The following is a 23,296-nucleotide window of genomic DNA, read 5'->3' as shown; positions in this document are numbered from 1 at the left end:
TTCTTCTACAACCTTCCCTTTTCCGAGAAGGTGTTTTCCGGAGTTCTTGTGATGGGATTTATCGATATCAATCCTCCCGTCCCCGAAGATAGCGTGCTTCTCGACGCCTATTCGGAGACGGTTGCCGGCGCGGTCGACCGCGTCGGTCCTGCCGTCAGCCGCATCGAGCGGCTGGGCGGCGTTGCTGGCCAAGGGGGCCACGGGTCGGGCTTTGCGATTTCGCCCGACGGCCTGATCATCACCAACCACCATGTTGTGGCAGACGCCAAGACCGTCCGTATCCGCAGCGCCAACGGAGCGGTCGGGCAGGGCGCTGTTCTCGGCCGCGATGCCGATACCGATATCGCGCTGGTGCGTGCCGACATGGACGTGCAGGCCTGGGCACGGCTCGGCGATTCCCAAAAACTGCGGCGTGGCCATATCGCCATCGCGATCGGCAATCCCCTCGGTTTCGACTGGTCGGTGACATCAGGCGTCGTTTCGGCTTTGGGTCGCTCGATGCGGTCGTCCACGGGGCGCTTGATCGACGACGTCGTGCAGACCGATGCCGCACTTAATCCGGGCAATTCCGGCGGGCCGCTGGTGTCTGCCTCCGGTGAGGTGGTCGGCGTCAACACGGCGGTGATCCGCGGCGCGCAGGGCATTGCCTTTGCGGTTGCCTCCAACACGGCCAATTTCGTCGTCTCGGAGATCCTGCGCTTCGGCCACGTGCGGCGCGCCTTCATCGGCATCGTCGTCGATACGACCGCTCTACCGCGCCGCGTCGCGGTGAAGGCCGGCATGTTGCAGGAGACGACGGTGCGCATTCGCCGCATCGATCCCGGCAGCCCAGCCGATCTGGCGGGCCTGAAGGAGGGCGATTTCATCCTGGCGATCGACGGCCAGCCCGTCGGCGGCGCCGATGATCTGATCCGTTTGCTGGACGGGACCCGGATCGGCAAGGAGACGCCGATCTCCGTCTACGACCTCGAGGCGCGGATCGTCGACCGCGTGCTGGTTCCAGCCGCACGGCCGCAGAGCTGAGCATGCTGTTTCTCTTCAGGTCCTCGTCCTCGAGGTCCTAAGCCAGCCGGTTGCGAAGTCTTTCCCGTGCGGTTTCATCGAGGCCGAGCGACGAGAGATAGGCCCCGATACCGCCGTGGCGATAACGGATATGGTCCAGTGCCTGCCGCATGCTGCGCGGTTCGGAGGCAAGAACGATATCGACCAGTTCGGGCGAGGTGCCGCGGCCGAGGGCGCGGTCCCTGAGGCGCGCGATCAGCGGCCCGGAGATGGTCGCCGTCAGAGCATAGTCTTCAACGATGGTCATCTCATCGACGCCGGCATTGGCAAGCAGCAGTGCCGAGATCACGCCGGTGCGGTCCTTGCCGGCGCTGCAATGGAAGAGCACCGCTCCATCAGGCGCATCGGCGATGGTCTTCAGGACTTCGGCAATCGCCGGCTGGCAGTCGTCGATCGCCTTGCAATAACGATCGCCCATGTCGAAACTCAAGACGGCATTCGCCATCATCTCGACCGGTGCCAGCGCCGAAAACAGCGGCGTGTTGTGGTAGCGCACTTCGGCATGACCCGCGAATGGGTTGGCTTCAACGGCGATCTCGTGGGCGTTGCGCAGGTCGATGACGGTGGCCAGTCCGTTGTCCAGCAAGGTTTCGATGTCGGCCGCGCTTAGGCGATGCAATGCGTCGCCGCGCAGGATCGAGCGCCAACGGGTGAGACCGCCATATGCGGTCTGGTAACCGCCGAGGTCGCGGACATTGTGGGCGCCTTCCAGCGCGATCAGGCGTTCGTAGGCTAACATCTCAGCGGATTCCGGATTTCATGAAGGATTCGATGACGTGGCGTTGCAGGACCAGGTAGATGATCAGGATCGGCAGGCTGGCGAGTGCGGCGGCCGCCATCAGCGGCCCCCAGAGATTGCCCTCCTGGGTCATGAACATCTGCAGGCCGATCTGGACGACGGAGTTCTCCGGCTTTCGCGACAGGAGCAGCGGCCAGAAATATTCGTTCCAGGCGGAGATGAAGGCGATGATCGACAGGGAGGCGATCGGCGCGCCCATGTTCGGCACGACGATCTGCCAGAGGATCTTCCAGCTTCTGGCGCCATCGATGCGCGCCGCTTCGAGGATCTCGGTCGGGAAGGAGCGCATCGCGTTATAGAGCAGCAGGATGGCGAAGGCATGCGCCGCATTCGGCACAATCAGACCGGTCAGCGTATCGAGGAGGCCGAGCCGCGAGGCGAGCACGTAGTTCGGGATCATCGTGACCTGGAACGGCACCAGCCAGGAGAGCGCGATAAGCCCGTGGATGACGCCGGAAAGGCGCATGCGCCAGCGCACCAGCGCATAGGCCGCGAATAGGCCGGTCACGACCTGCAGAAGGGCGGTCGCTGCGGATACGATCGTGGTGTTGACCAGCATGCCCATGATCGGAATGCGGGTCAGCACGAAGACATAATTTTCGAACGACGGGTTGGACGGCCAGAGCGAGGTGGAGAAGATCTCGTTTTCCGGCCGAAGCGAGGTGACGATCATCCAGTAGATCGGAAAGATCGACAGCAAGGACAGGACGATCATCACGGCATGCACCGCAAGCCGGCGGGCGCTCCCGGACTTTGGACCGCCGGAAGCGAACGCGATGCTGTCGGGGGAGGCGTCAATTGTCATAGACCGCGAACCTTTTCGTGAGCCACATGCATCCCGCCGCGATGACCGCAAAACCGGCAAAGGCGATCATGCCGGCCGCCGAGCTCCAGCCGGCCGACATAGTCTGGAAACCGTATTCCCAGAGCAGGTAGAAGATGTTGGTGGTCGATTTCAGCGGGCCGCCATTGGTGAGCACGTTGATATAGGCAAAGCTCCACTGCGCCCCGAACAGGATCGTCATCATCGACAGAAGCAGGATGGTCGGCGAAAGCAGCGGCAGGCGGATGTCGCGGATGATCCCCCAGCGGCTGGCACCGTCGATGCGCGCCGCCTCGATATAGGAGGAATTGATGCCGGCGTTGGCGGCGGAAAATAAGAGGGTGGAAAAGCCGATCAGCTTCCAGCCGGTGATCCAGGTCAGCGTTGCAAGTGCGTATCTCGGGTCGGTCAGGAAGCCGATGCGGCCGAGACCGATCGTCTCCAGGCCGAGCGTGATGAGGCCCTGGTCCTCGTTGAGCAGCCAGCGCCAGAGGATGGCGGCGACCACGGGGGCTACGATCATCGGCACGAAGATCAGCGCGCGATAGATGGTCCGGGCGCGGCCTTCGAGATCCTGGGTCCAGATCGCCACGAAGAGCGGAATGATCACCGACATCGGGAAGAGGCCGAGAATGTAGAAAAGCGTGTTCCAGAGGGCGGCGCGCATCTCGGGCAGGGCGAACAGGCGCTGGTAGTTGGTCAGGCCCACATAGCGCTGCGGCGCGCTCGGCAGCATGTTCCATTGGTAGAAGGAGAGCTGGAATGCCTCGACCAGCGGCACATAGGTCCACATCATCAGGAGGCAAAGCGCCGGCGCGAGATAGAGCCAGGGCTGTATGGTGAATGTGCCGCGCTGGCGCGCCGTTGCGGGCGCTCGGGCAAGGGTGAGCGGTCTTGCGAGATCGGCCTGGATATCGGTCATGGAATTTTCCCCGAAAGGATCCCTAGGGGACAACGATGCCGGACGGAAAGCGAGATCCGCCCGGCATCTCCTCGTAACGGTTACGGCATCAGGTCCTGGCCCTGATCCTGGGCGGCTTTCAGCGTGGCGATCGGATCGCCCTTGCCGAAGACGGCTTCGCGGACCGAGTCCATCATCATCTTCTCGACCTGGCGGTAGTTCGGGCCGGGGAAGGCGACGTTGGCGGTGAGGCGGTTCAGCTGGTCCAGGTTGGCGCGGAACATCGGGTTCTCCTTGACCCACGGGCCGAGGTAGTTCGGATCGTCGACGATATCGAGACGCAGCGGCAGGTAGCCGATCTTGCTCGTGATGATCGTGTAGGCTTCCTTGCTCGTCAGGTATTTGAGGAGCTCGTAGGCCGCACGCTGCTTGGCCGGATCCTTGCTGAAGACGAACAGGGCGCTGCCGGAATTGGTCGGAGCGGTCGGCTTTTCGCCGAAGGAGGGCATAGGGGCGATGCGCAGGTCGAACTTGCCCTGGGCGGCCTTCTTATAGGAGCCAAGCACCGCAGTCGTATAGACGAACATGCCGAGATTGCCGGCGGCAAAGGTGTCCGAACCGCTGGCCGGATCGATCTTGGCGTGGGCGCCGCTATCGACCATGTCGCGCAGCATTTTGACCGCCTCGGCGGCATTCTTGTCGGCGAATGTCAGCTTGTTGCCGTCGCGCACCTTGCCGCCGTTCGACATGACGATCGCCTGGTAGACGAAGGTGCCGTCGCTCGGGCCATAGGCGCCCGGGAAGAAGCCGTTCTTGCCGGTCTTTTCCTTGATCGCCTTGCCGGCGATGTTGACGTCGGCCCAGGTTTTCGGCGGGTTGTTCGGATCGAGACCGGCCTGCTTGAAGAGGTCGCCGTTGTAATAGAGGACAGGCGTCGAGAATGTGTAGGCGAGACCATAGGTCTTGCCGTCGACCTTGCCGAGTTCGAGACCCTTGGGGATCATGCCGGCGAGATGCTCTTTCAGTTCCGCCGGCTTCACCATGTCCTCGAGCGCGTTGCCGCCAAGGTCGCTGGCGATGAAGATCAGGTCGCGGAAGGTCAGCTGGGCGACGTCCGGCTGCTTGCCGGCGACGATATCGGCCTGGACCCGGTTGATGATCTCGTTCGACGGTACGGCCACCGTCTCGACCTTCACGTTGGGGAATTTCTTCTCGAAGCCGGCGATCAATTCCCTGGTGGCATCGGCGCCGGCGCTCGCGGAGGCGAGGTTGTAATTGTAAAAGCTGATCGTCACCGGCTTGTCGACCGTGGCGGGCATTTCGGCGAGGGCGCCGACCGGGAGGCCAAGAGGCAACATCGAGGCGGCGGTGAGCGTCGCCATCAGCTTGAGCGTGGTTCTGCGCAGCATTTTGCGTGTCTCCGGGTGAGGGTTATTCAGCGGCGACGGGCATTGCCCGGGCCATCAGAAGTTCCAGCGGATAGGTATTGAGTTCGGCACGGTCGGACGGCAACGGCACGAAGGCCATGGTGAGGCCGGACGGGCGGATGGTGCCGATGCCGAAGGAGGCGCCGCGCACCATGCGCAGGATGTCCGTGCGCAGGATGTCGGTGGCGGCGTGCTGGCCGGTGCCGACGACGACCGGGATGCCATGCCAGACCGAGACGCGGTCGTGATGGATATGGCCGCTCAGAATGCCGATGATGTTGCGGCCCTTCAGCAGTTGGCGGAAACGTTCCGACTGGGGGAAATGGATCGTCCGCCAATGGGCGGCATCGGCTTCCTCGCCGAGCGCCGGCGGGTGGTGGATGACGATCAGCTTCGGCAGGTCCGGATGGCTGTCGAGCGTCGAGGCGAGCCAGTCGAACTGTTCCGGATCGATCGTGCCGCCGATCAGGCCTGGCGTCGTCGAATCGATGGTGATGATGTGGATGCCGTCGATGATCGTGTCGTGGTCGTATGGCGCATCCGGATCGTCGATCTCGATGCCCATGCCTTCGTAAAAGCCGGGACGGGTATCGTGATTGCCGAGCGCATAGATGACGGGGACGTCGATCCTGGCGTCGATGATCTCCTTCAGCCGGCGAAAACTTTCCGCATCGCCACGATTGGTAAGGTCGCCGCTGGCGATCACGAATTGCGGCTTCGGCGTTACGGTCGCGACGAGATCGAGCACCTGATGCAGCGTCTCGGTCGTGTCGCTGTGCAGATGGCTGTCGTCGGCGGTGCCGATATGCAGGTCGGTCAGATGGATGAATGTCGTTTCGCGTCGCACCGGATGCCTCCATGGATGACGGTTTCGTCAGGAGGACCGTTAGAAGGGGTTTGTTTCCTGCTCGTGACGGATTTCGAATGCCGTTCGAAACCGTTTCAGCGGCGGAACATCGGTGCGATCACCTCGACCATGCGGGCGATGACGATCTCCGGATCGTCGAGGTCGATGCCGTAATTGGTCAGCACTTGCGTACGCGACCGGGAGCGGGTGACCTGCGAGCGGATGCCGAGCGCGCAATTGAGCCGCCAGCCTATACCGACCTCGTCGAGCCAGGGCGCGATCCGCTTCAGATGCGGGACGAAAGCCCGGTGATGTTCGACATCGTCGATGATGCGGCGGTAGTGCGGCGCGCGCTCCCGGTGGGTCTTCGCCATCGAGGTGAAATGCGACAGGACCGGATAACTGGAGGTCGGGTCGAGGCTCCAGCGGATCGACGGGCCAACCAAAGCCGCGATGACTTCATCAAGGTCGGGCGGATCGGGCGCCCGCCGGTCGACGGCTTTGCGAAGCAGGGTCAACCGCTCGGCATTCAGCCGCCGGTAGACACGCTCTGCGACCGCCGCCACCAGTTCTTCCTGCGAGCCGAAATGATAGCTGATAGCGGAAGGGGTCGCATGCGCTTCGATGGCAATCCGCCGCGCGGTCAGATCCTCGAAAGCCTCGGCTTCGCAAAGCAGATGCTCGCAGGCATCCATGAGCCTCATGGCTGTGAGATTGGCGCGGCCGTGCATGAACTCACCCTCGACGATCGCAAGTCTAAGGCGCGTTTGTGTATGGTGGATGACAGTGCGAAGAGGGCCTAGGACAAGTCGGGGGCCAAGTCGGGGCGGACCGTCTTTTTGTCGGGCTCGCGGGCGAAGGGCGCGGGCCAGCTGTCTCTTTCGTCATCCGCATCCTCGCCATCCCGAAACTCGTCCATGCGGTGTTTGATGGCAAGGGCGTAGATCGTATCGAGGATGTTCTTGTCACGAAGGTGCGGGTCGGTCAGTCCCAGCAGCGCTGCCCGGACGATCTTCTTGCTCGATGTCTTTGGGCAGCGTCTGGTAACGAACTTGAACAGAGCGTCGTCGGTGAGGCCATCCATCGCGCCGTCGACCAAGGCCTCATAGACCTTTCGTTTCTCTCCCATTCAACTCCCCCATGCCAAGTCAAACACTTAGTCACATAACTGTCATCATCCATTTTGAAGGAAATATGGCAAGGGCCTGGAACAAAAGTCGTGATGGACAGCGTTCACGGAAAACAAGTTTGACGAATTGAAACGGTGCTGTGGCATCTCTAGGTTCGCCGCAGCAACGCGATTGGGAGGAAAAGAGTGAAGATAGGTGCAGGAATTCTCGCGGCCCTCTGCCTTGGGATGGTGCCCGTGGAGGCGTCGGCGCAGAGCCAGTGGCAGCCGGTCGAGCAGGTCCAGGCCTATCCCATCACAGGCGATTCCGGCGTCGATCTCTACGCTTCCATCGGACAGCGCGGGCCGAAGATCGGCAAGGAGGTTCGCGCCATCGCGCACACCAATTTCAAGCTCACCTGGACCCGTGACTACCGGCCGCAGCCTGACGGCTCCTGCACGCTGGTTTCGGCGCGGCCAAAGCTGATCATCACCTATACGCTGCCGAAACCCGCATCGGCGCTTGCTCCCGATCTGAAGAAGAAATGGGATGTCTTCATCGCCGGTGTCTACAAGCACGAACTGGTCCACGGCGTGATCATCACCGACATGGTGAAGGAGATCGAGCGGGTGAGCGTGGGTCTCAGTGTCGCCGACGATCCGCAATGCACGAAAATCAGGACAGAACTGACCGTTAAGCTCGGCGAGATCTCGAAGGCGCAGCAGAAGCGCAGCAATGACTACGACCGGATGGAAATGAGCGAGGGCGGCAATGTCCACCAGCTCATCCTGCAGCTGGTGAACGGCACCGGCAAATAGTCTGCTGCAGGATTGATTCATCAACTCGCTGAAAGGCGCTGTTTTTCCGATGAATTCTGGGGAAGCTATCTCTTGCGCATCACATTGACGACGAGCACGCCAAAGATCGCCATGATGCCGCCGATCGCGCCGATCAGGGTCGGCACCTCGCCGAGCCACAGGAAACCGATCAGGGTTGCGGTCGGGGGAACGCCGTAAAGGAAATTGGAGGCACGGGCGGCGGATAGGCGCTTCAAGGCGATCGCCCAGGTGACATAACCGATCGCAGTCGGGAAGAGCACCAGATAGACGATGCCCCAGTTCACCTCTGCCGGGGCGGCGGCAAGCGCCTGCAAGGTGGACGGTACCTCCGGCAGCAGCGGAATGGAACCGATCAGCATCAGCCAGGCGGTGACCGCCAAGGCGGGCATGCGGCCAAGGATCGGCTTCTGCAGCACGCTGGCAATCGCCGAGCAGAGGGCGGCGCCGAGAATGAGGATCGCATTCGGATCGAGATCGAAACCGTCGTCGCCGGAGGCAGCGATCAGCGCCACGCCGGCAAAGGAGATCGCCGTTCCGAACCAGCCCCAGCGGCCGAACCGTTCGCCGAGCGCGAAGGTGGCGATAAGGGCGGTGAAGACCGGCATGGTGTTGATGATGAAGCTCGCGGGGCCAGCCGCCACGGTTCGCTCACCCATGTTGAGGAGAACGGCATAGGCCGCGATGAAGAGCACGGCCGCGACGCCAAGGCGGAGGAGATCGCTTCTGACTGGAAGGGCTGGTCGGGCAGCGACAAGATAGACTACGGCGATCAAGGCGGCCGGGACATAACGTGCCGTCGCAAGCTCGATCGGCGTCAGGGGCCCGAGCGCGATGCGGATGACGGCGAAGGACGAAGCCCAGAAAACGATGGTCACCAGGATCGCCAGGAAGGCGATCACATCAAATCCCTGTCTTTCGTCCGTTCCCGTATTCATGGCGACCGTGCTCATCTCTTTCTCCCTCGAAGCTTGGAAGTCAGGATTTAGCGCCTCTCATCCGTGCTTGAAAAGCACCGTAATCGATGATCATATGTGCCTATGGTTCACAGCTCGCAGACTTTGCCACCACTTGATACGCTTGAGACCTTCGCCCGCGCCGCGCGTCTCGGATCGTTTTCCGCCGCGGCGGAAGAGGGCGGCGTCACCCACGGTGCCGTCTCCCGGCAGATATCCCGCCTGGAGCGCTGGATGGGCGTACGGCTTTTCTCTCGCGAGGCTCGCGGTGTGACGCTGACACCGGAAGGCATGCGGTTTTTCGCTCGCGCGGAGGAAGCGTTGGCTCTGCTCGGGGATACGGACGAGCGGTGGCTGCCCCGCCGCAACAAGGCGGTCGTGCGGCTTTCGGTGACGCCGTCGGTTGCCTCGCTCTGGCTGTTTTCGCGCATGCCGAAGCTGGAGGCTAGCGACATCCATTTGGAGCTCGTTCTGGAACATCGGCTGGCGGATTTCAGCGAGGGCATCGACCTGGCAATCCGTTGCGGCAAGGGGCCATGGGCCGGCGTGCGCAGCCTGCCGCTCTGGCAGGAGAAACTGGTGCCGATCGCCGCTCCGGTCATCGCCGAACGTCTCCGTGGGAGGTCAGATGCAAAATCTCTGCTGGAGCTGCCGATCCTGCACGATTCCAATGTCGAGGCCTGGCGGCGCTGGCTGGCCGTCGAAAATCTCGATTACGTGCCGCGCGGGCAGGACCGGCGGTTCGAGGATTATAACCTGGTGATCGACGCCTGCGCGCATGGCCTCGGCATCGCGCTCGCCCGGCCGCCGCTCGCGGACGCGGCGCTTGCCTCCGGCCGGGTCGTCGTCGTGTCTGAGAGAGCCATCGATCACCACGTGGCCTTCCACCTGATCCGTCCGAACGACGCGTTGAAAGCTTCCGCCGCCGAGTTTTCCCAGCGCTTCCTGCTGGAGGCCGGATTAGACGAGGCGGCCATCGCGGCCTTCGTTGCGCCGGGACGGGGAAGAGGTTAGCGCCGCTCTATTGGCAAATGCCGCTCCGGCTCTACTTGCTCCGAAAATTGGATATGAGGAGCATCCCATGAGCACAAAGGCGACGATTGCGAGGATCTGGCGGGGGCGTACACGCACCACAATTGCCGACGAATACGAGGCTTATCTACTCGAAACAGGCATTCCACCACTCGTCAAGACCGCGCTTGCGGTCCAGCTCTTCCGAGAGGACCTCGGCGACGAAACGGAGTTCGTGACGACCTCCTACTGGCCCGACTTCGAGTCCATGGCAGCCTTTACCGGCGGCGATCCGAACAAGGTGCATCATCTCGATCGCGATCCGCATTATCTGGTCGAACTGCCCGAGCGGGTGGCGATCATGAAAATCCTCATCGATCGGAACTAAGGGATCAGCGGACCCACTGGAACCCGTCGATCTGGATGTCCTGACCCGTCAGGAAGTTCGGTTCGGATGTTGCGAGGAAGGTGACGACGCTTGCGACGTCCTGCGGCGTTCCGACTCGCTTCAGCGTGATGCCGGCTGCGAGTTGCGCCTCGCGGGCTTCGATCATCGCGTTCGAGCGCTCGGTCTTGATGACGCCGGGGCAGATCGCGTTGACGACGATCTCCGGGCCGAGTTCCTTGGCGAGTGCCTTTGTCATGCCGAGAATGCCGGCCTTGGCTGCCGTATAGGAAAACTTGCTGACCGCACTGGTGACGCCGCCGGTATGGGCGTTCATCGATGACATGTTGACGATCCGTCCGCCGCCGTTGCGGCGCATGACGGGCACGGTCGGCTGGATATAGTTGAAGGCGCCCTTGAGGTTGATGTCGATCGTCGCGTCGAATTCCTCCTCGGAAATCTCCTCGATACCTTTCGCCATCGACCGACCGGCATTGTTGAACAGGACGTCGATCCGGCCCCATTTCTCGTCCACCTCGCGCACGATTTCCGCCGCGCGCTTATGGTCGCGGACATCGGCGATGAATGTCAGGACGTCGCAGGAGAGGTCGCGGATTTCCTGAGCCGTGCGGGCAAGGTCTTCTTCGATCAGGTCGACGAGGACGATATCGAAGCCGTGACGGGCAAGATCAAGCGCGCAGCCCCGTCCGATCCCGCGTCCGCCGCCGGTTATCAGCGCAACCTTCCGGGACGCATCACGCACCACCATTCTCCTTCGCGAAACGGGCGATATCCGCATGGGTGCCGAACCAGACGCCCTCGTGGGCCTGGATATGCTTGATCAGCTCCTCCAGCACGAAGATGCGCGAGCGGTAACCGGACACGTGCGGGTGCATGGTCAGAAGGAACAGCCCGCCCTCGATATAGGCGCGGTCGAATTCCCGCTTGAAGATATCGAGCACCGAGGTCGGCGGGGTATAGGGGCGCAGCGCGGTAAACCGGTTCATGTTGAAATAGACCGCGTCGTCGCGGATCCATTCGACCGGCAGTTCGACCAGACCGGTCGGCTCACCGTCCTCGACCAGTTCGTAAGGATCGTCGTCAGCCATCAGCGAGGAATCGTAGATCAGCCCGAGCTCTCGCTCGATTTTCAGCGTCTCATAGGAGAAATCCCAGGAGGGCGTGCGCATGCCGACCGGACGGATGCCGGTGATCTTTTCCAGCGTATCGGCGGCGCGGAAATGCAGTTCGCGTTCTTTGTCGGCGGGAACCTTGGTGTTCACCTCGTGGATCCAGCCATGCAGGCCGATTTCGTGGCCCTCGGCGATGACACGCCGCTGTTCGTCCGGATAGAGGAGGGCCGCGACGGCCGGCACGAAGAAGGTCGCCGGGACGTCCGCGTTCTTCAGCGTTTCGAGGATGCGCGGCACCCCCATGCGGTTGCCGTATTGCCCCTGGGACATGCGGCCGATCGATTCACCGCCGTCGCGAAGCTCGTTGGTCTCGTGGTCGCTGTCGAAGGAAAGGGCGACTGCGCAGCGCGCGCCGTCCTTCCAGGCCTTCGGCTTCAGCGAGCGGCCGGCGCGCACCTTGTTGACCTTGCCGCGCCAGGTGGCCTCATCCCATTCCCAGGGTTCCATGTCTCGTTCTCCCTTTTGTTATTCTGCCGCCTCAGGCAGGACCGGCACGGCCGCGAGCAGCCGCTTGGTATAATCGTGCTGCGGATCGGCGTAGATCGCCGAGGCCACGCCTTCCTCGACTATTTTGCCGCGATACATGATGGCGACGCGGTCGCAGAGATGCCGGACGACCGACAGGTCGTGGCTGATGAAGATCAGCGAAAGATCGAGTTCGGCGCGCAGGCGGATCAATAGGTTGATGATCTGCGCCTGGATCGACACGTCGAGCGAGGCGACGGGTTCGTCGCAGACGACCACATCCGGCTGCATGGCGAGCGCGCGGGCAATCGCGATGCGCTGGCGCTGACCGCCGGAGAACTGGTGCGGGAAACGGTTGGCGAAGGTGGGATCAAGCCCGACTGCCGCCAGCCATTCCTTGACATAGACGGGGGCTTCGGCTCGGGTCACCAGCTTGTGGGCGAGCGGACCTTCGGCAATGATATCGCCGATCCGCATGCGGCCGTTGAGCGAGGCGAACGGGTCCTGGAAGATCGTCTGGATGCGGGTGGTAATTTTTCGCGCATTGCGGCCGTCACTCATGACCGGCTTGCCGTTGAGACGGATCGTGCCGGAGGTTGGAATCGTGATGCCTGCCGCCATGCGGCCGAGTGTCGATTTCCCGGAGCCGGATTCGCCGACAAGGCCGAGCACTTCGCCACGCTTCAGCGTGATCGACACGCCGTCGACCGCCTGGACGACCGGCACCGGCTGGGAAATGCCGGACTTGATCGCCAGGTTCCTGAACAGGCCGGCCGGCTTTTCGAAGCGTTTCATCGCATTGTCTATCACGAGATAGGGGCTGCCGAGCGGCGGCAGGTTCAACGTCGCCGACTTGCGCGGCGGTGGCGCCGCATCGGCAATGCCGCTGCCGCGCAGCAGCAACTGGCCGGGCTTGGCGCGAGACGGCAGCGCGTCGAGCAGCGCCTTGGTGTAGTCATGCTGTGGACGCGTCAGCACACCGAGCGCTGGGCCGATCTCGACGATATTGCCGAACCTCATCACCGCGACCCGGTCGGCGATCGACGAGACGATCGCGAGATCATGGCTGATCCAGATCAGCGCGGTGCCGAGTTCGGCCACCAGTTCCTTCATCTCGGCAAGGATTTCCGCTTGGATCGACACGTCGAGCGCCGTCGTCGGTTCGTCGCAAATGATGAGTTTCGGCCGGTGCAGCAGGGCGATGGCGATCGCCACGCGCTGGCGCATGCCACCGGAAAACTGGTGCGGGAAAAAATCCACCTTGCGTTCCGGCTCGTCGATGCGGACCTGAGCCAGCGCCTTGATAGCTCTTTCGCGGGCATCGGCTGCGCTGAAGTTTTCATGCGCTTCGAGGGCCAGCTTAATCTGGGTGCCGATGCTCAGGACCGGGTTGAGGGTCATCATCGGATCCTGGAAGACCATCGAAATGGTCTTGCCGCGGATGGCGCGCAGCTCATGTGCGGATAAGCCGATCAGTTCGCGGCCTTCGAGTTTGATCGAACCCTCGACGATACGGCCAGGCTCGTCGATCAGGCCGATGATCGAGAAGCCGGTAATCGACTTGCCGGAACCGGATTCACCGACGAGCCCGAGGACTTCGCCGGGCGCCAGCGAGAACGAGACGCCGTCGACCGCCTTGATCTCGCCGCGGCCGCTCGGAAACCAGGTCCTGAGGCTAGTGACTTCGAGAAGCGGAGCACTCGTCGTTTCGGTCATCGGCGGAGCCTCGGATTGAGCTGGTCGCGAATCTGATCGCCAACGAGATTGAGCGAAACAATGAACAGGATCAGCGCCACGCCGGGATAGATCGAGATCCAGTAACGGCCGGAGAGCAGATACTGGAAACCGTTGGCGATCAGCATGCCGAGCGACGGTTCGGTCGGCGGCAGGCCGACGCCCAGGAAGGAGAGGGTGGCTTCGAGCGAAATGGCGCTCGCCACCTGCACGGTCGCCACGACGATCAGCGGCGGCAGCGAATTTGGCAGGATATGTTTCAGCACCACGCGCCAGGGCGACAGCGGAATGGAGAGTGCCGCCTCGACATAGTCCTTCTGCCGTTCGGCCGATGCCGCGCCATGGGCGGTGCGGGCGAAATAGGCGTACTGCGCAAAGATCAGCGCCATGATCAGCTGGTAGCGGCCCTGTCCGAGAAGGGCGGCGATGACGAAGGCGAGCAAGATTGCCGGGAAGGAAAGCTGTAGGTCGATGATGCGCATCGCGAGGCTTTCGAACCGGCCGCCGATATAGGCCGCAGAGCAGCCGACCACCGCGCCGATGACGAAGGCGATGCCGCCGGCAATCACGCCCATCTGCAGCGAGATGCGCAGCCCGTAGATGATCGCCGACAGGAGGTCGCGGCCCTGGGAGTCCGTGCCGAGCCAATGGGTGTAACCGCCGGTGCCGACATAACCCGGCGCACGCCGTGCATCGCGCAGCACCAGGCTGGTCAGGTCATACGGATCCTGCGGGGTGACCAGGGGCGCGACGATCGCAGTCAGGACGATCAGGAGGACGACCATTGCCGCACCCGTCGCGACCTTGTTGCGGAAGAATTCCTCTAGGAAACGGCCAAGCAGAGTATCGCGCATCAGGCACGGCCCTTTCGCAGGCGCGGATCGAGCAGCGCATAGGTGAGATCGACGATCAGGTTGATGACGATGAACAGGAAGGCGACGAGCATCAGGTAGGCGACCATGACCGGCCGGTCGAGCGAGGTGATGCTGTCGATGATCAGCTTGCCGAGACCGGGCCAGGAAAAGATGGTTTCGGTGACGACCGCAAAGGCGAGCGTCGAGCCGAGTTCCAGACCGAAGACGGTGACGAGCGGAATCGAGATCAGCCGCAGGACATGCCGGCTCAGCACCGTGAACTCGGACAAGCCGGCGGCGCGGGCGAATTTCACCGTGTCGCTCAGCATCAGTTCGCGGGTGCCGGCGCGGGCGAGGCGGATCATCAAGGAGAACTTGAAGAGCGCCAAGTTTAGTGCCGGCAGCACGAGATGCGCAAGCCCGTCACCGGTAAGGAAACTGAAGTCGACGCCGAACAGGCTGACCGTTTCGCCGCGCCCCCCGGCCGGCATGCAGCCGCATTGCACGGCGAAAACCATGATCAGCATCAGGCCGAACCAGAAGGTCGGGACCGAGAATCCCAGGATCGAGATCGCCATGATGGCACGGGAAATCAGGCTATGCGGCCGGTAGCCGGCATACATGCCGATCGGGATGCCGACGAGGCTGGCAAATAGAACGGCTGCGAGTGTCAGTTCCAGCGTCGCCGGCAGGCGGGTGAGGATCAGCTGGCTGACCGGCATGCTGTAGACGAGCGAGCGGCCGAAATCGCCTTCGATCAGCCTGCCGAGAAAGGCAAAATATTGACGCCAGAGCGGCTGGTCCAACCCGTATTGGGCGATCACCGCGGCGCGAATATCCTGCGTCGCATCCGGAGAGATCAGCACGTCGATGGGATTGCCGACGGCATAGACGCCGCAGAAGACCAGCGCCGACATCGCGATGACCACGATCGCCGCCTGCCACAGGCGCTGCAAGATGAAACCTAACATATGTTCCCCGTCTTATCCTTCTGTCCCGTCTTCTGCGGGTTTCGTAGAGCCAAGCGCCGAAGGGCCTGGCCGTCAGTGCCAGTCGTTTTCGAGAAGTTCGCGGGTTTCCGCGACAGCCACGTCCCAGATCGCCAGCATGTCCTCGTCGGGACGCTGGTAGAGGCCGTGATAGTTGCCGTCGCCGAGGAGTGCGCGCTTGCGGGCCGCATCGACGCGGGCGAGGCCGGCGAAATCCACCTTCGGTTTGGCACCCGTTGGCTGGCGCTGGTCGGTCGTGCGGGTCCAGGGGAAATTCTCCATCCAGGAGGCGTGCGAGGCGGCCGGATCGGTTTCCTGCACCTTTGCCCAGGTTTTGGGCGCCCGCCACCAGTCATGGAATTTCACAGAGGCATCAGGATGCGCATTCAGCCATTCGGAGATGACGGCTGTCGCTGGGGTATTGCCGCCATGGCCATTGACGATCAGGATGCGGCGGAAGCCGGAGCGATGGATGCTGTCCATCAGGTCGCGGATCACGCCGATATAAGTGGAGAGCGTCAGCGTCAGCGTGCCGGGAAAGGTCGCAAACGACGAGGCGAGGCCGTAGGGGAGGACCGGGAAAACCGGAATGCCGAGCGGGGCTGCCGCATCGAGCGAGACCTTTTCGGCAAGGATCATGTCTGTCGCGAGGCTGAGATAGGCGTGCTGCTCGACGCTGCCGATCGGAAGTATGCAGCGGTCATCCTCGACCGTCCGTTCCTCCACCTGCATCCAGTTCATGTCCGCGATCTTCATAAATTTCCACCTGCATCCCTACTGCGCAAAATTTGACCAAGATCTCACGCTTGCGCACAAAAAATGTGCCTTGACAGGCGCTGCGCCGATCAAGTGCAAAGTTCCATACGGAACTAAAAAAAGAGATTGACAGCCAAATAAGCTATCGTCAAGTTCCATACGGAACAAAATCCAGGTAGGATTTCTGCGGGAGCTGACGGCGTTGCAATTGGAAATCTCATCCTTCGATGCGCTCCTCAAGCAGGGCGGCAAGGCGGCCGCCGGCAATCACGGCGTCGATGATCTGGTGTCCGTGAAGCTATGGCAGAACCCCTGCTGGCTTTCCTTCCGCATCAATTTCCTGGCGCTGCTGTTCAACGAGCCGATCTATCGCTGGATCGAAAAAGAGTACGGGCTGGCCCGGCCGGAATTCGTGGTTCTCTATTCGCTCGGCCTTTCCGACGGACTGACCGCAAGCGCCATCAGCAGCTCCTCAGGTTTCCCCAAGAATACGATGAGCCGGGCGATCCAGAAGCTCGTCGACAAGAACATCATCCGGCGCGAGGTCGATGCGGCGGATCTTCGAAGCTTCGTCCTTTACATCACCGACGAAGGAAAGCGCATTGTCGACGAAACCATGCAGCCGATGGTGGAGCGCGAAAAGGTCATGCTGTCGGGGCTGACGCCTGCCGAAAAGCTGATGCTCTCCGAACTGCTGGCGAAAGTCGTCGTGGACTCACCCAACTGGCCCCCAATGATAAATATAGAGGAGAACGAACAATGACGATTTTGAAGACATTCCGCACGGCGGCTCTCGCCGCCGTATTGCTCGGCAGCGTTTCGGGTGCGGCACTTGCCGCCGACCTGACGATCGGTGTGCGCGCCGGCCCATTGTCGGTCGACCCGCATTTCACTGCGGCCGGCACCCATGCCGAAGCGGTCAAGCATATCTACGACTCGCTGGTGAAATCCGGCAACAACCTCGAACTCGAGCCGGGCCTTGCAACCAGCTGGACGGCCGTCGACAGCACGACCTGGGAGTTCAAGCTTCGCCCGGGCGTCAAATTCCATGACGGTTCCGATTTCACGGCCGAAGACGTGAAGTTCTCGATCGAGCGTATTCCGGCCGTTACCGGCCCGAACCCGACCACCATCTATGTCCGCCGCGTGCGGGGCATCGAGATCGTCGATCCGCTGACGATCCGGATCAAGACCGACGGTCCTGCGCCAAACCTGCCGAACGATTTCATCCGTCTCTTCGTGGTGTCGCATACGGCTGCCAAGGATTTTTCCGCTAACGCCGACAAGGCTTCGGAAGGCTTCAATTCCGGCAAGGCGGCGATTGGGACCGGCCCCTACAAGTTCGTCTCCTGGACGCCGAAAGAACAGCTCGTGCTGCAGAAGTTCGACGGCTACTGGGGCGAGAAGGAACCCTGGGACAAGGTCACCCGCAAGGAGATCCCGAACGATGCGGCCCGCGTTGCGCAGCTGAAAGCCGGCCACGTCGACCTGATCTCGCGCATCCCGGCCTCCGACGTCCCGACGCTGGAGAAGGATTCCAAGCTCACCGTCGTGCGCCAGAACAGCGTCTACCTCTTCAATATCGCCTTCGATTTCCGTGAGAAGCCGCCGCAGGTGAGCGCCAAGGACGGCTCGCCGCTGCCGAAGAACCCCTTCCTCGATCCCAAGGTGCGCGAAGCCTTCGATCTTGCGATCGACCGCGAAACGATCACCGAGATCGCCATGGAGGGCATGGGCACCGTTGAGTCGCAGCTCGTGACGCCCAACATTTTCGGCTGGAACCCGGCCGTCAAATCCACCAAGGCCGATCCGGCAAAGGCCAAGAAGCTGCTCGCCGAAGCGGGTTATCCGAACGGTTTCAAGGTGACCTTCTCCTTCACCAACGACCGCCTGCCGGGCGACAAGGATGTGGGCACGACGATCGCCCAGATGCTGACCGCGGTCGGCATCCAGGTTGAAGCGAACTCTCAGCCGGGTGCCGTGTTCTTCCCGGCCAACACGCGCGGCGACTACTCGATGACCATGTCGGGCTGGGGCACGCTGACGGGTGAATCGAACTACACGCTGTCGTCGCTTGCCCATAGCAACGACCCGAATACAAAGCTCGGTGCCTTCAATCTGCGCGGTTACACCAACAAGACGATGGACAAGCTGATCGAGGACGCCGCCGTCGAGATGGACCCAAAGAAGCGTGAAAAGTTCCTGATGGATGCCAATGCCCTGGTATCGACCGATCGGCCTTATCTGGCGATTGCCTCGACCGTATCGGCCTGGGGCATGAAGAAGGGCATCACCATCGTTCCCCGTTCCGACGAGGACACGCTGGCCATGAACATCCGCCCGGCGAAATAAGCCATCCCAACCTGCGATCTACCGGCCGGGCATCTCGCCCGGCCGCTTTTCTGAAGACACCAAGTTCGGATGGGAGAAGGGCCGATGGGAAAGATTGCATTGGCGATCCACGGCGGCTGCGGCGTCATGGCGAAGCTCGATCTGAGCGACGAGGAGTGGGCGGCGGCCCGCGTCGATCTCGGACGGGCGCTGAAAGCCGGCTGGGCAATCCTGACCGCAGGTGGCGCGGCGCTCGACGCGGTGCAGGCGGCTGTGGTTGTCATGGAAGATTCGCCGCATTTCAACGCCGGTTATGGCGCGGCCCTCAACACCAACGGCAAGCATGAACTCGACGCTTCGATCATGGATGGCCGCACGCTCGAGGCCGGCGCGGTGACGCTGGTGCGACGCATCCGCAATCCGATCAAGGCGGCCCGCAAGATCATGGAAAAGGGCGATGCGATCCTGCTCGGCGGCGAAGCGGCCGACGATTTCGCCCGCGAGGCGGGGCTCGATATGGTCGAGCCGGACTATTTCACCACCGAGCGCCGCGTCAAGGCGCTGGCGGCGATGAAGGTGCATGCCGCTGCGGGCACGGCGGCGAAAGCCAGCGAGTCTGAAAAGCACGGCACCGTCGGTGCCGTGGCGCTCGACGGGGCCGGGCATCTGGCGGCGGCGACCTCGACCGGCGGCTATAACAACAAGCCGGAAGGCCGCATTGGGGACACGCCGATCATCGGCGCCGGAACTTACGCACGGGACGGGGCCTGCGCCGTTTCCGGCACCGGCAAGGGCGAATATTTCATGCGTTATGCCGTCGGCCATGAAGTGGCGGCCCGCGTCTCCTATCTCGGCGAGAGCCTTGAGAAGGCCGCCGCAAAGGTCATCCAGGAGGACCTGAAGCAGCACGATATCGGGGCCGGACTCGTGGCGGTCGGCGCTGACGGCTCGATCACCGCGCCTTACAACACGGACGGCATGTTCCGCGGCTGGGTGACGCCAGAAGGCGAATTCTACGTTGCCACCCATGGCGAGGTTTTCCCGGTCACGCCCTGAACCGGCAGAGCTTTCGATATAAAAAGCCCGGCGGAATGACCGCCGGGCTTTCGCACCCTCTGGAACTGCTCTTGTTATTCGGCAGCTTGCTGCGGCTTCAGGACGCCGCGGCGGATCTGGTCTTCCTCGATGGATTCGAAGAGGGCGCGGAAATTGCCTTCGCCAAACCCTTCGTCGCCCTTGCGCTGGATGAATTCGAAGAAGATCGGGCCGATCACCGTTTTCGAGAAGATCTGCAGCAGGATCTTGGTCATGCCGCCATCGACCACGCCTTCGCCATCGATCAGGATGCCGTGTTTCTTCATGCGGTCGATCGGTTCGTCGTGGCCGTGCACGCGGGCGCCGGACTTTTCATAGTAGGTATCCGGCGGGCCGGGCATGAATTTGAGGCCGTTTTCGGCGAGCTTGTCGGTCGCTTCGTAAATGCCGTCGGTGCCGACCGCGATATGCTGGATGCCTTCGCCCTTGTATTTCTTCAGGAATTCCTCGATCTGGCTGGTCTCGTCCTTGGACTCGTTCAGCGGGATGCGGATCTTGCCGCAGGGCGAGGTGATCGCCCGGCTGACGAGGCCGGTGATGCGGCCGTCGATGTTGAAGAAGTGGATCTGCTTGAAATTGAAGAGTTCGCGGTAGAAATCCCACCACTTGTCCATGTTGCCGCGATAGACGTTGTGGGTCAGGTGGTCGAGATAATAGAAACCGACGCCTTCGGGCCTGGGATTGCGTTCGCCCAGCCATTCGAACTCAGCCTCATAGGCCGACCCCTTCTCGCCATAGGTTTCGATGAAATAGAGAAGCGAACCGCCGATGCCGACGATGGTCGGCACGTCGAGCGTCTTGTCCTTGCCCTCATAAGGCGTGGCACCCTTGGCAACCGCGTGGTCGAAGGCGTGTTTGGCATCGACAACGCGCCAGGCCATGGCCGGCGCGCAGGGGCCGTGTTCGTCGACAAAGCGCATGGCATGGCTGCCCGGCTCGGCATTGACGACGTAATTGATGTCGCCCTGGCGCCAGACGGTGACGTTCTTCGTCCTGTGCCTCGCCACCGGTCTGTAGCCCATGCGGGTGAAAAGCTCTTCCAGCTTCTGCGGCTCCGGATGGGCGAATTCGACGAATTCGAAACCGTCGGTGCCGGCCGGGTTATCTTCGGTAATCTCAGAAACCGGTGCGTCGTGCGGGAAAGGACCCATGGCAAACTCCTCCTGTCATTCGATCATCATGATGATGCAGGACGGACGCATTGTGCTTGCAATCTTGGCGGTGTTCTGCTCGATTTGTGCATGAAACGTGCGGATTTGAGGAGTCACATGCACGATGGACGCGCTGGACGGATATGACCTGAAGATCTTGAGCCATCTGCAGACTGATGGGCGGCTGACCAATAACGAATTGTCGGAACTCGTCGCGCTGTCGCCGTCGCAATGTTCGCGCCGCCGGGCGCGGCTTGAGGGCGAGGGGTTCATCCAGACCTATCGGGCGCATCTCAACCGCCAGAAACTCGGCCTCGACCTCCTGGTCGTGATCGCCGTGACGCTCGCCACCCATAACCGGGACAATGCCAAGCGGTTCGCGCGCCTTGTCGAGGACCTGCCGGAAGTGCTCGAATGTTTCTCGCTGACCGGCGAAATGGACTATCACCTGAAGGTCGTGACGCGCGATCTGGCGGGCCTCTCCCATTTCGTCAACGACATATTGTTGCCGCACGAGAGCGTGCAGCATGTCAAAACATCGATCGTCCTCAGCGTGTTGAAGGATTTTGGTGGGATTCCGATTCAAAAGCCCGCCAAGTCTTAAAGATCGTCCGGCTCCGACGGCTTTCCCTTGCCCGAGCGGCGGATGACCTGCTCGATTGCGGCAAGGCCGTTCGACAAAGCCTCGATGCCGCTCTCGCCGAATTCCGCCTCCAGTTCGGTCTGATAGCGGCGGGCGAGCTCGATCAGCTCCCGATAGGCTTGCTGCCCGGCGGCGGTCAGTTCCAGATGCTCGACCCGCCGGTCTGCATCGTCCTGACTGCGCTTCAGCCAGCGGCGTTGTTCGAGCGCGAAGACGGCGCGGCTGACCTTGGTTTTGTGCATGGAGGAATGCGCGCCGACGGCTTTCGAGGTCATGCGGCCCGAACTGCCGAGCGCCGCAAGCGTGCGCCATTCCGGCCGAGTCATGCCGTATTTCGCTTTGTAATGGGCGGCAAAACGCAGGCCGACGAATTCGGCGGCGCGGTTGAGCCTGTAGGGGAGGAACTGTTCGAGTTCGAAACTATCGGTCGTCATGACGTTGATCGGGCGTTGATGGTTACAAAAATAATGGTTACGTTTGCAACCATATCGTCATCATGGGAGGAAACAAGCCATGCTGGACAAGATCGATCCGAACGCCACGCAATTCACCGGGGCGAATGCCGAGACGCTCGCCTATATGCCCGGCTTCGGCAACGATTTCGAAACCGAGAGCCTGCCCGGTGCCCTGCCGCAGGGGCAGAACAGCCCGCAAAAATGCAATTACGGGCTTTACGCGGAACAGCTCTCCGGTTCGCCTTTCACCGCGCCGCGCGGCACCAATGAGCGTTCCTGGCTCTATCGCATCCGCCCGAGCGTGCGCCATACCGGTCGGTTCACGAAGGTCGACTATCCGCTCTGGAAGACCGCACCTCACGTTGCCGAGCATTCGTTGGCCCTCGGCCAGCTCCGCTGGAGCCCGGTACCGGCGCCAAGCGAGCCGCTGAGCTTCCTCGAAGGCATCCGCACCATGACGACGGCGGGCGATGCGCTCTCCCAGTCCGGCATGGCGGCGCATGTCTATGTCTTCAACACCGACATGGTGGACGACTATTTCTTCAATGCCGACGGCGAGATGATGATCGTGCCGGAGACGGGTTCGATCCGCGTCTTCACCGAACTCGGCAAGATGGACCTGGAGCCTTCCGAGATCTGCATCATCCCGCGCGGCACGATGTTCAAGGTGATCCGGCTCGGCGAGGAAAAAGTCTGGCGCGGGTATATCTGCGAAAATTACGGCGCCAAGTTCACGCTACCGGATCGCGGTCCGATCGGCGCCAACTGCCTTGCCAATCCCCGCGATTTCAAGACGCCGGTGGCTGCCTACGAGGACAAGGAGACGCCCTGCCGGGTGCATGTGAAGTGGTGCGGCTCGTTTCATGTCACCGAGATCGGCCATTCGCCGCTCGACGTGGTTGCCTGGCACGGCAATTACGCGCCTTACAAATACGACCTACGCACCTTTTCGCCGGTCGGCGCGATTCTCTTCGACCATCCCGATCCGTCGATCTTCACGGTTCTCACCGCTCCCTCGGGAGAGGAGGGAACCGCCAATGTCGATTTCGTGATTTTTCCGCCGCGCTGGCTGGTGGCCGAGCACACGTTCCGGCCCCCCTGGTATCATCGCAACATCATGAGCGAGTTCATGGGCCTGATCTATGGCCGCTATGACGCCAAGGAGGAGGGTTTCGTGCCCGGCGGCATGAGCCTGCACAACATGATGCTGCCGCACGGACCGGATTTCACCGGCTTCGAAAAGGCCTCGAACGGCGAGCTGAAACCCGTCAAGCTTGAGAACACCATGGCCTTCATGTTCGAGACCCGTTTCCCGCAGCAGCTCACCAAATTCGCCGCCGAACTGGAGACGCTGCAGGACAATTACGTGGATTGCTGGTCAGGTCTCGAGCGAAAGTTCGACGGTACGCCGGGGATCAAGTGATGAGGCGCGACATTACGGTTGCCTTCTTGTGCGATCTGCTCACATTCTGAG

25 protein-coding genes are annotated in these 23,296 nt (G+C 62.0%); 9 read left to right on the top strand and 16 right to left on the bottom strand.

Annotation, left to right across the window (positions count from 1 at the left end):
- Nucleotides 1-51: 51 nt before the first annotated feature.
- Nucleotides 52-1,023, top strand: coding sequence for a S1C family serine protease (locus tag AC1D3C_RS10505; RefSeq protein ID WP_477482831.1), 972 nt, complete (start codon nucleotides 52-54; stop codon nucleotides 1,021-1,023).
- A gap of 37 nt (nucleotides 1,024-1,060) precedes the next feature.
- Here the strand turns inward: AC1D3C_RS10505 and AC1D3C_RS10500 are convergent, their stop codons facing one another.
- The 7 genes from AC1D3C_RS10500 to AC1D3C_RS10470 all read right to left on the bottom strand — a co-directional run bounded on the left by AC1D3C_RS10500 (nucleotide 1,061) and on the right by AC1D3C_RS10470 (nucleotide 6,988).
- Nucleotides 1,061-1,801 carry a tyrosine-protein phosphatase gene (locus AC1D3C_RS10500; RefSeq protein ID WP_477482830.1) on the bottom strand — a complete coding sequence of 247 codons (741 nt, stop codon included), beginning with the start codon at nucleotides 1,799-1,801 and terminating at the stop codon, nucleotides 1,061-1,063.
- A gap of 1 nt (nucleotide 1,802) precedes the next feature.
- A complete protein-coding gene (locus AC1D3C_RS10495; protein ID WP_477482829.1) occupies nucleotides 1,803-2,666 on the bottom strand; it encodes a carbohydrate ABC transporter permease in 864 nt (287 codons plus the stop codon).
- On the bottom strand, nucleotides 2,656-3,606 hold the full coding sequence (locus AC1D3C_RS10490; protein ID WP_477482828.1) for a carbohydrate ABC transporter permease: 951 nt from the start codon (nucleotides 3,604-3,606) through the stop codon (nucleotides 2,656-2,658). The genes AC1D3C_RS10495 and AC1D3C_RS10490 overlap by 11 nt, the downstream gene beginning before the upstream one ends.
- Nucleotides 3,607-3,686: 80 nt before the next feature.
- A complete protein-coding gene (locus AC1D3C_RS10485; RefSeq protein WP_477482827.1) occupies nucleotides 3,687-4,994 on the bottom strand; it encodes an ABC transporter substrate-binding protein in 1,308 nt (435 codons plus the stop codon).
- A 22-nt stretch (nucleotides 4,995-5,016) separates the two neighbouring features.
- Nucleotides 5,017-5,859 (bottom strand): metallophosphoesterase family protein, encoded by an 843-nt coding sequence (locus AC1D3C_RS10480; RefSeq protein WP_477482826.1) that lies wholly within the window; start codon nucleotides 5,857-5,859, stop codon nucleotides 5,017-5,019.
- A gap of 95 nt (nucleotides 5,860-5,954) precedes the next feature.
- On the bottom strand, nucleotides 5,955-6,590 hold the full coding sequence (locus tag AC1D3C_RS10475; RefSeq protein ID WP_477482825.1) for a TetR family transcriptional regulator: 636 nt from the start codon (nucleotides 6,588-6,590) through the stop codon (nucleotides 5,955-5,957).
- 68 nt (nucleotides 6,591-6,658) lie between these two features.
- Nucleotides 6,659-6,988: a hypothetical protein gene (locus AC1D3C_RS10470; RefSeq protein ID WP_038543779.1), complete on the bottom strand. Its 330-nt coding sequence runs from the start codon at nucleotides 6,986-6,988 to the stop codon at nucleotides 6,659-6,661.
- A gap of 228 nt (nucleotides 6,989-7,216) precedes the next feature.
- Between AC1D3C_RS10470 and AC1D3C_RS10465 the strand changes: the two genes are divergently transcribed.
- Nucleotides 7,217-7,786 (top strand): DUF922 domain-containing Zn-dependent protease, encoded by a 570-nt coding sequence (locus AC1D3C_RS10465; protein WP_477483010.1) that lies wholly within the window; start codon nucleotides 7,217-7,219, stop codon nucleotides 7,784-7,786.
- Nucleotides 7,787-7,851: 65 nt separating this feature from the next.
- Here AC1D3C_RS10465 and AC1D3C_RS10460 read toward each other — a convergent pair whose 3' ends face one another.
- Nucleotides 7,852-8,757, bottom strand: a complete 906-nt coding sequence (locus tag AC1D3C_RS10460) for a DMT family transporter (RefSeq protein WP_477482824.1) — start codon at nucleotides 8,755-8,757, stop codon at nucleotides 7,852-7,854.
- Nucleotides 8,758-8,844: 87 nt separating this feature from the next.
- On the opposite strand from AC1D3C_RS10460, the gene AC1D3C_RS10455 reads away from it, so the two are divergent.
- Together AC1D3C_RS10455 and AC1D3C_RS10450 are read left to right on the top strand one after the other, a co-directional pair.
- Nucleotides 8,845-9,774 (top strand): LysR family transcriptional regulator, encoded by a 930-nt coding sequence (locus tag AC1D3C_RS10455; RefSeq protein WP_477482823.1) that lies wholly within the window; start codon nucleotides 8,845-8,847, stop codon nucleotides 9,772-9,774.
- A gap of 67 nt (nucleotides 9,775-9,841) precedes the next feature.
- The gene (locus AC1D3C_RS10450) at nucleotides 9,842-10,159 is read left to right on the top strand and encodes an antibiotic biosynthesis monooxygenase family protein (RefSeq protein ID WP_247138146.1); all 318 of its coding nucleotides are present in this window, start codon (nucleotides 9,842-9,844) and stop codon (nucleotides 10,157-10,159) included.
- Nucleotides 10,160-10,163: 4 nt separating this feature from the next.
- On the opposite strand, the gene AC1D3C_RS10445 is transcribed toward AC1D3C_RS10450, so the two are convergent.
- The 6 genes from AC1D3C_RS10445 to AC1D3C_RS10420 form a co-directional block, all read right to left on the bottom strand.
- On the bottom strand, nucleotides 10,164-10,919 hold the full coding sequence (locus AC1D3C_RS10445) for an SDR family NAD(P)-dependent oxidoreductase (protein WP_477482822.1): 756 nt from the start codon (nucleotides 10,917-10,919) through the stop codon (nucleotides 10,164-10,166).
- Nucleotides 10,912-11,796: a polysaccharide deacetylase family protein gene (locus tag AC1D3C_RS10440; protein ID WP_477482821.1), complete on the bottom strand. Its 885-nt coding sequence runs from the start codon at nucleotides 11,794-11,796 to the stop codon at nucleotides 10,912-10,914. Before AC1D3C_RS10440 ends, AC1D3C_RS10445 begins: the two co-directional genes overlap by 8 nt.
- An 18-nt stretch (nucleotides 11,797-11,814) precedes the next feature.
- Nucleotides 11,815-13,530 (bottom strand): dipeptide ABC transporter ATP-binding protein, encoded by a 1,716-nt coding sequence (locus AC1D3C_RS10435; protein ID WP_477482820.1) that lies wholly within the window; start codon nucleotides 13,528-13,530, stop codon nucleotides 11,815-11,817.
- A complete protein-coding gene (locus AC1D3C_RS10430; RefSeq protein ID WP_038587893.1) occupies nucleotides 13,527-14,402 on the bottom strand; it encodes an ABC transporter permease in 876 nt (291 codons plus the stop codon). Before AC1D3C_RS10430 ends, AC1D3C_RS10435 begins: the two co-directional genes overlap by 4 nt.
- The gene (locus AC1D3C_RS10425; RefSeq protein WP_038587890.1) at nucleotides 14,402-15,373 is read right to left on the bottom strand and encodes an ABC transporter permease; all 972 of its coding nucleotides are present in this window, start codon (nucleotides 15,371-15,373) and stop codon (nucleotides 14,402-14,404) included. Before AC1D3C_RS10425 ends, AC1D3C_RS10430 begins: the two co-directional genes overlap by 1 nt.
- Nucleotides 15,374-15,445: 72 nt before the next feature.
- Nucleotides 15,446-16,147: a creatininase family protein gene (locus AC1D3C_RS10420; RefSeq protein WP_477482819.1), complete on the bottom strand. Its 702-nt coding sequence runs from the start codon at nucleotides 16,145-16,147 to the stop codon at nucleotides 15,446-15,448.
- Nucleotides 16,148-16,355: 208 nt separating this feature from the next.
- Between AC1D3C_RS10420 and AC1D3C_RS10415 the strand changes: the two genes are divergently transcribed.
- From AC1D3C_RS10415 to AC1D3C_RS10405, 3 genes are all read left to right on the top strand, one after another.
- Nucleotides 16,356-16,910, top strand: coding sequence for a MarR family winged helix-turn-helix transcriptional regulator (locus tag AC1D3C_RS10415; RefSeq protein WP_247138871.1), 555 nt, complete (start codon nucleotides 16,356-16,358; stop codon nucleotides 16,908-16,910).
- A complete protein-coding gene (locus AC1D3C_RS10410; RefSeq protein WP_477482818.1) occupies nucleotides 16,907-18,499 on the top strand; it encodes an ABC transporter substrate-binding protein in 1,593 nt (530 codons plus the stop codon). Before AC1D3C_RS10415 ends, AC1D3C_RS10410 begins: the two co-directional genes overlap by 4 nt.
- Nucleotides 18,500-18,583: 84 nt before the next feature.
- Nucleotides 18,584-19,534 carry an isoaspartyl peptidase/L-asparaginase family protein gene (locus AC1D3C_RS10405; RefSeq protein ID WP_038543752.1) on the top strand — a complete coding sequence of 317 codons (951 nt, stop codon included), beginning with the start codon at nucleotides 18,584-18,586 and terminating at the stop codon, nucleotides 19,532-19,534.
- Nucleotides 19,535-19,608: 74 nt separating this feature from the next.
- Here AC1D3C_RS10405 and hppD read toward each other — a convergent pair whose 3' ends face one another.
- Complete coding sequence (gene hppD / locus AC1D3C_RS10400; RefSeq protein WP_477482817.1) at nucleotides 19,609-20,724, bottom strand: 4-hydroxyphenylpyruvate dioxygenase; 1,116 nt, start codon at nucleotides 20,722-20,724, stop codon at nucleotides 19,609-19,611.
- Between the two features lie 124 nt (nucleotides 20,725-20,848).
- Between hppD and AC1D3C_RS10395 the strand changes: the two genes are divergently transcribed.
- The gene (locus AC1D3C_RS10395; RefSeq protein ID WP_038543748.1) at nucleotides 20,849-21,328 is read left to right on the top strand and encodes an Lrp/AsnC family transcriptional regulator; all 480 of its coding nucleotides are present in this window, start codon (nucleotides 20,849-20,851) and stop codon (nucleotides 21,326-21,328) included.
- On the opposite strand, the gene AC1D3C_RS10390 is transcribed toward AC1D3C_RS10395, so the two are convergent.
- The gene (locus AC1D3C_RS10390) at nucleotides 21,325-21,801 is read right to left on the bottom strand and encodes a MarR family winged helix-turn-helix transcriptional regulator (RefSeq protein ID WP_477482816.1); all 477 of its coding nucleotides are present in this window, start codon (nucleotides 21,799-21,801) and stop codon (nucleotides 21,325-21,327) included. The genes AC1D3C_RS10395 and AC1D3C_RS10390 overlap by 4 nt on opposite strands.
- A 79-nt stretch (nucleotides 21,802-21,880) precedes the next feature.
- Between AC1D3C_RS10390 and hmgA the strand changes: the two genes are divergently transcribed.
- Nucleotides 21,881-23,245, top strand: a complete 1,365-nt coding sequence (gene hmgA / locus AC1D3C_RS10385) for a homogentisate 1,2-dioxygenase (protein ID WP_477482815.1) — start codon at nucleotides 21,881-21,883, stop codon at nucleotides 23,243-23,245.
- Nucleotides 23,246-23,296: the final 51 nt, after the last annotated feature.

This window comes from Neorhizobium sp. P1_A6, assembly GCF_056406795.1.
Note: the sequence above shows the minus strand (reverse complement) of the source record. Positions and strands in the feature narration are given on the sequence as shown.

Bases quoted from the DNA above. Each gene is read 5' to 3' on its own strand.
- AC1D3C_RS10505 (WP_477482831.1), top strand. From the start codon at position 52: ATGGGATTTATCGATATCAATCCTCCCGTCCCCGAAGATAGCGTGCTT.
- AC1D3C_RS10500 (WP_477482830.1), bottom strand. From the start codon at position 1,801: ATGTTAGCCTACGAACGCCTGATCGCGCTGGAAGGCGCCCACAATGTC.
- AC1D3C_RS10495 (WP_477482829.1), bottom strand. From the start codon at position 2,666: ATGACAATTGACGCCTCCCCCGACAGCATCGCGTTCGCTTCCGGCGGT.
- AC1D3C_RS10490 (WP_477482828.1), bottom strand. From the start codon at position 3,606: ATGACCGATATCCAGGCCGATCTCGCAAGACCGCTCACCCTTGCCCGA.
- AC1D3C_RS10485 (WP_477482827.1), bottom strand. From the start codon at position 4,994: ATGCTGCGCAGAACCACGCTCAAGCTGATGGCGACGCTCACCGCCGCC.
- AC1D3C_RS10475 (WP_477482825.1), bottom strand. From the start codon at position 6,590: ATGCACGGCCGCGCCAATCTCACAGCCATGAGGCTCATGGATGCCTGC.
- AC1D3C_RS10470 (WP_038543779.1), bottom strand. From the start codon at position 6,988: ATGGGAGAGAAACGAAAGGTCTATGAGGCCTTGGTCGACGGCGCGATG.
- AC1D3C_RS10465 (WP_477483010.1), top strand. From the start codon at position 7,217: ATGGTGCCCGTGGAGGCGTCGGCGCAGAGCCAGTGGCAGCCGGTCGAG.
- AC1D3C_RS10460 (WP_477482824.1), bottom strand. From the start codon at position 8,757: ATGAGCACGGTCGCCATGAATACGGGAACGGACGAAAGACAGGGATTT.
- AC1D3C_RS10455 (WP_477482823.1), top strand. From the start codon at position 8,845: ATGGTTCACAGCTCGCAGACTTTGCCACCACTTGATACGCTTGAGACC.
- AC1D3C_RS10450 (WP_247138146.1), top strand. From the start codon at position 9,842: ATGAGCACAAAGGCGACGATTGCGAGGATCTGGCGGGGGCGTACACGC.
- AC1D3C_RS10440 (WP_477482821.1), bottom strand. From the start codon at position 11,796: ATGGAACCCTGGGAATGGGATGAGGCCACCTGGCGCGGCAAGGTCAAC.
- AC1D3C_RS10435 (WP_477482820.1), bottom strand. From the start codon at position 13,530: ATGACCGAAACGACGAGTGCTCCGCTTCTCGAAGTCACTAGCCTCAGG.
- AC1D3C_RS10430 (WP_038587893.1), bottom strand. From the start codon at position 14,402: ATGCGCGATACTCTGCTTGGCCGTTTCCTAGAGGAATTCTTCCGCAAC.
- AC1D3C_RS10425 (WP_038587890.1), bottom strand. From the start codon at position 15,373: ATGTTAGGTTTCATCTTGCAGCGCCTGTGGCAGGCGGCGATCGTGGTC.
- AC1D3C_RS10420 (WP_477482819.1), bottom strand. From the start codon at position 16,147: ATGAAGATCGCGGACATGAACTGGATGCAGGTGGAGGAACGGACGGTC.
- AC1D3C_RS10410 (WP_477482818.1), top strand. From the start codon at position 16,907: ATGACGATTTTGAAGACATTCCGCACGGCGGCTCTCGCCGCCGTATTG.
- AC1D3C_RS10405 (WP_038543752.1), top strand. From the start codon at position 18,584: ATGGGAAAGATTGCATTGGCGATCCACGGCGGCTGCGGCGTCATGGCG.
- hppD (WP_477482817.1), bottom strand. From the start codon at position 20,724: ATGGGTCCTTTCCCGCACGACGCACCGGTTTCTGAGATTACCGAAGAT.
- AC1D3C_RS10395 (WP_038543748.1), top strand. From the start codon at position 20,849: ATGGACGCGCTGGACGGATATGACCTGAAGATCTTGAGCCATCTGCAG.
- AC1D3C_RS10390 (WP_477482816.1), bottom strand. From the start codon at position 21,801: ATGACGACCGATAGTTTCGAACTCGAACAGTTCCTCCCCTACAGGCTC.
- hmgA (WP_477482815.1), top strand. From the start codon at position 21,881: ATGCTGGACAAGATCGATCCGAACGCCACGCAATTCACCGGGGCGAAT.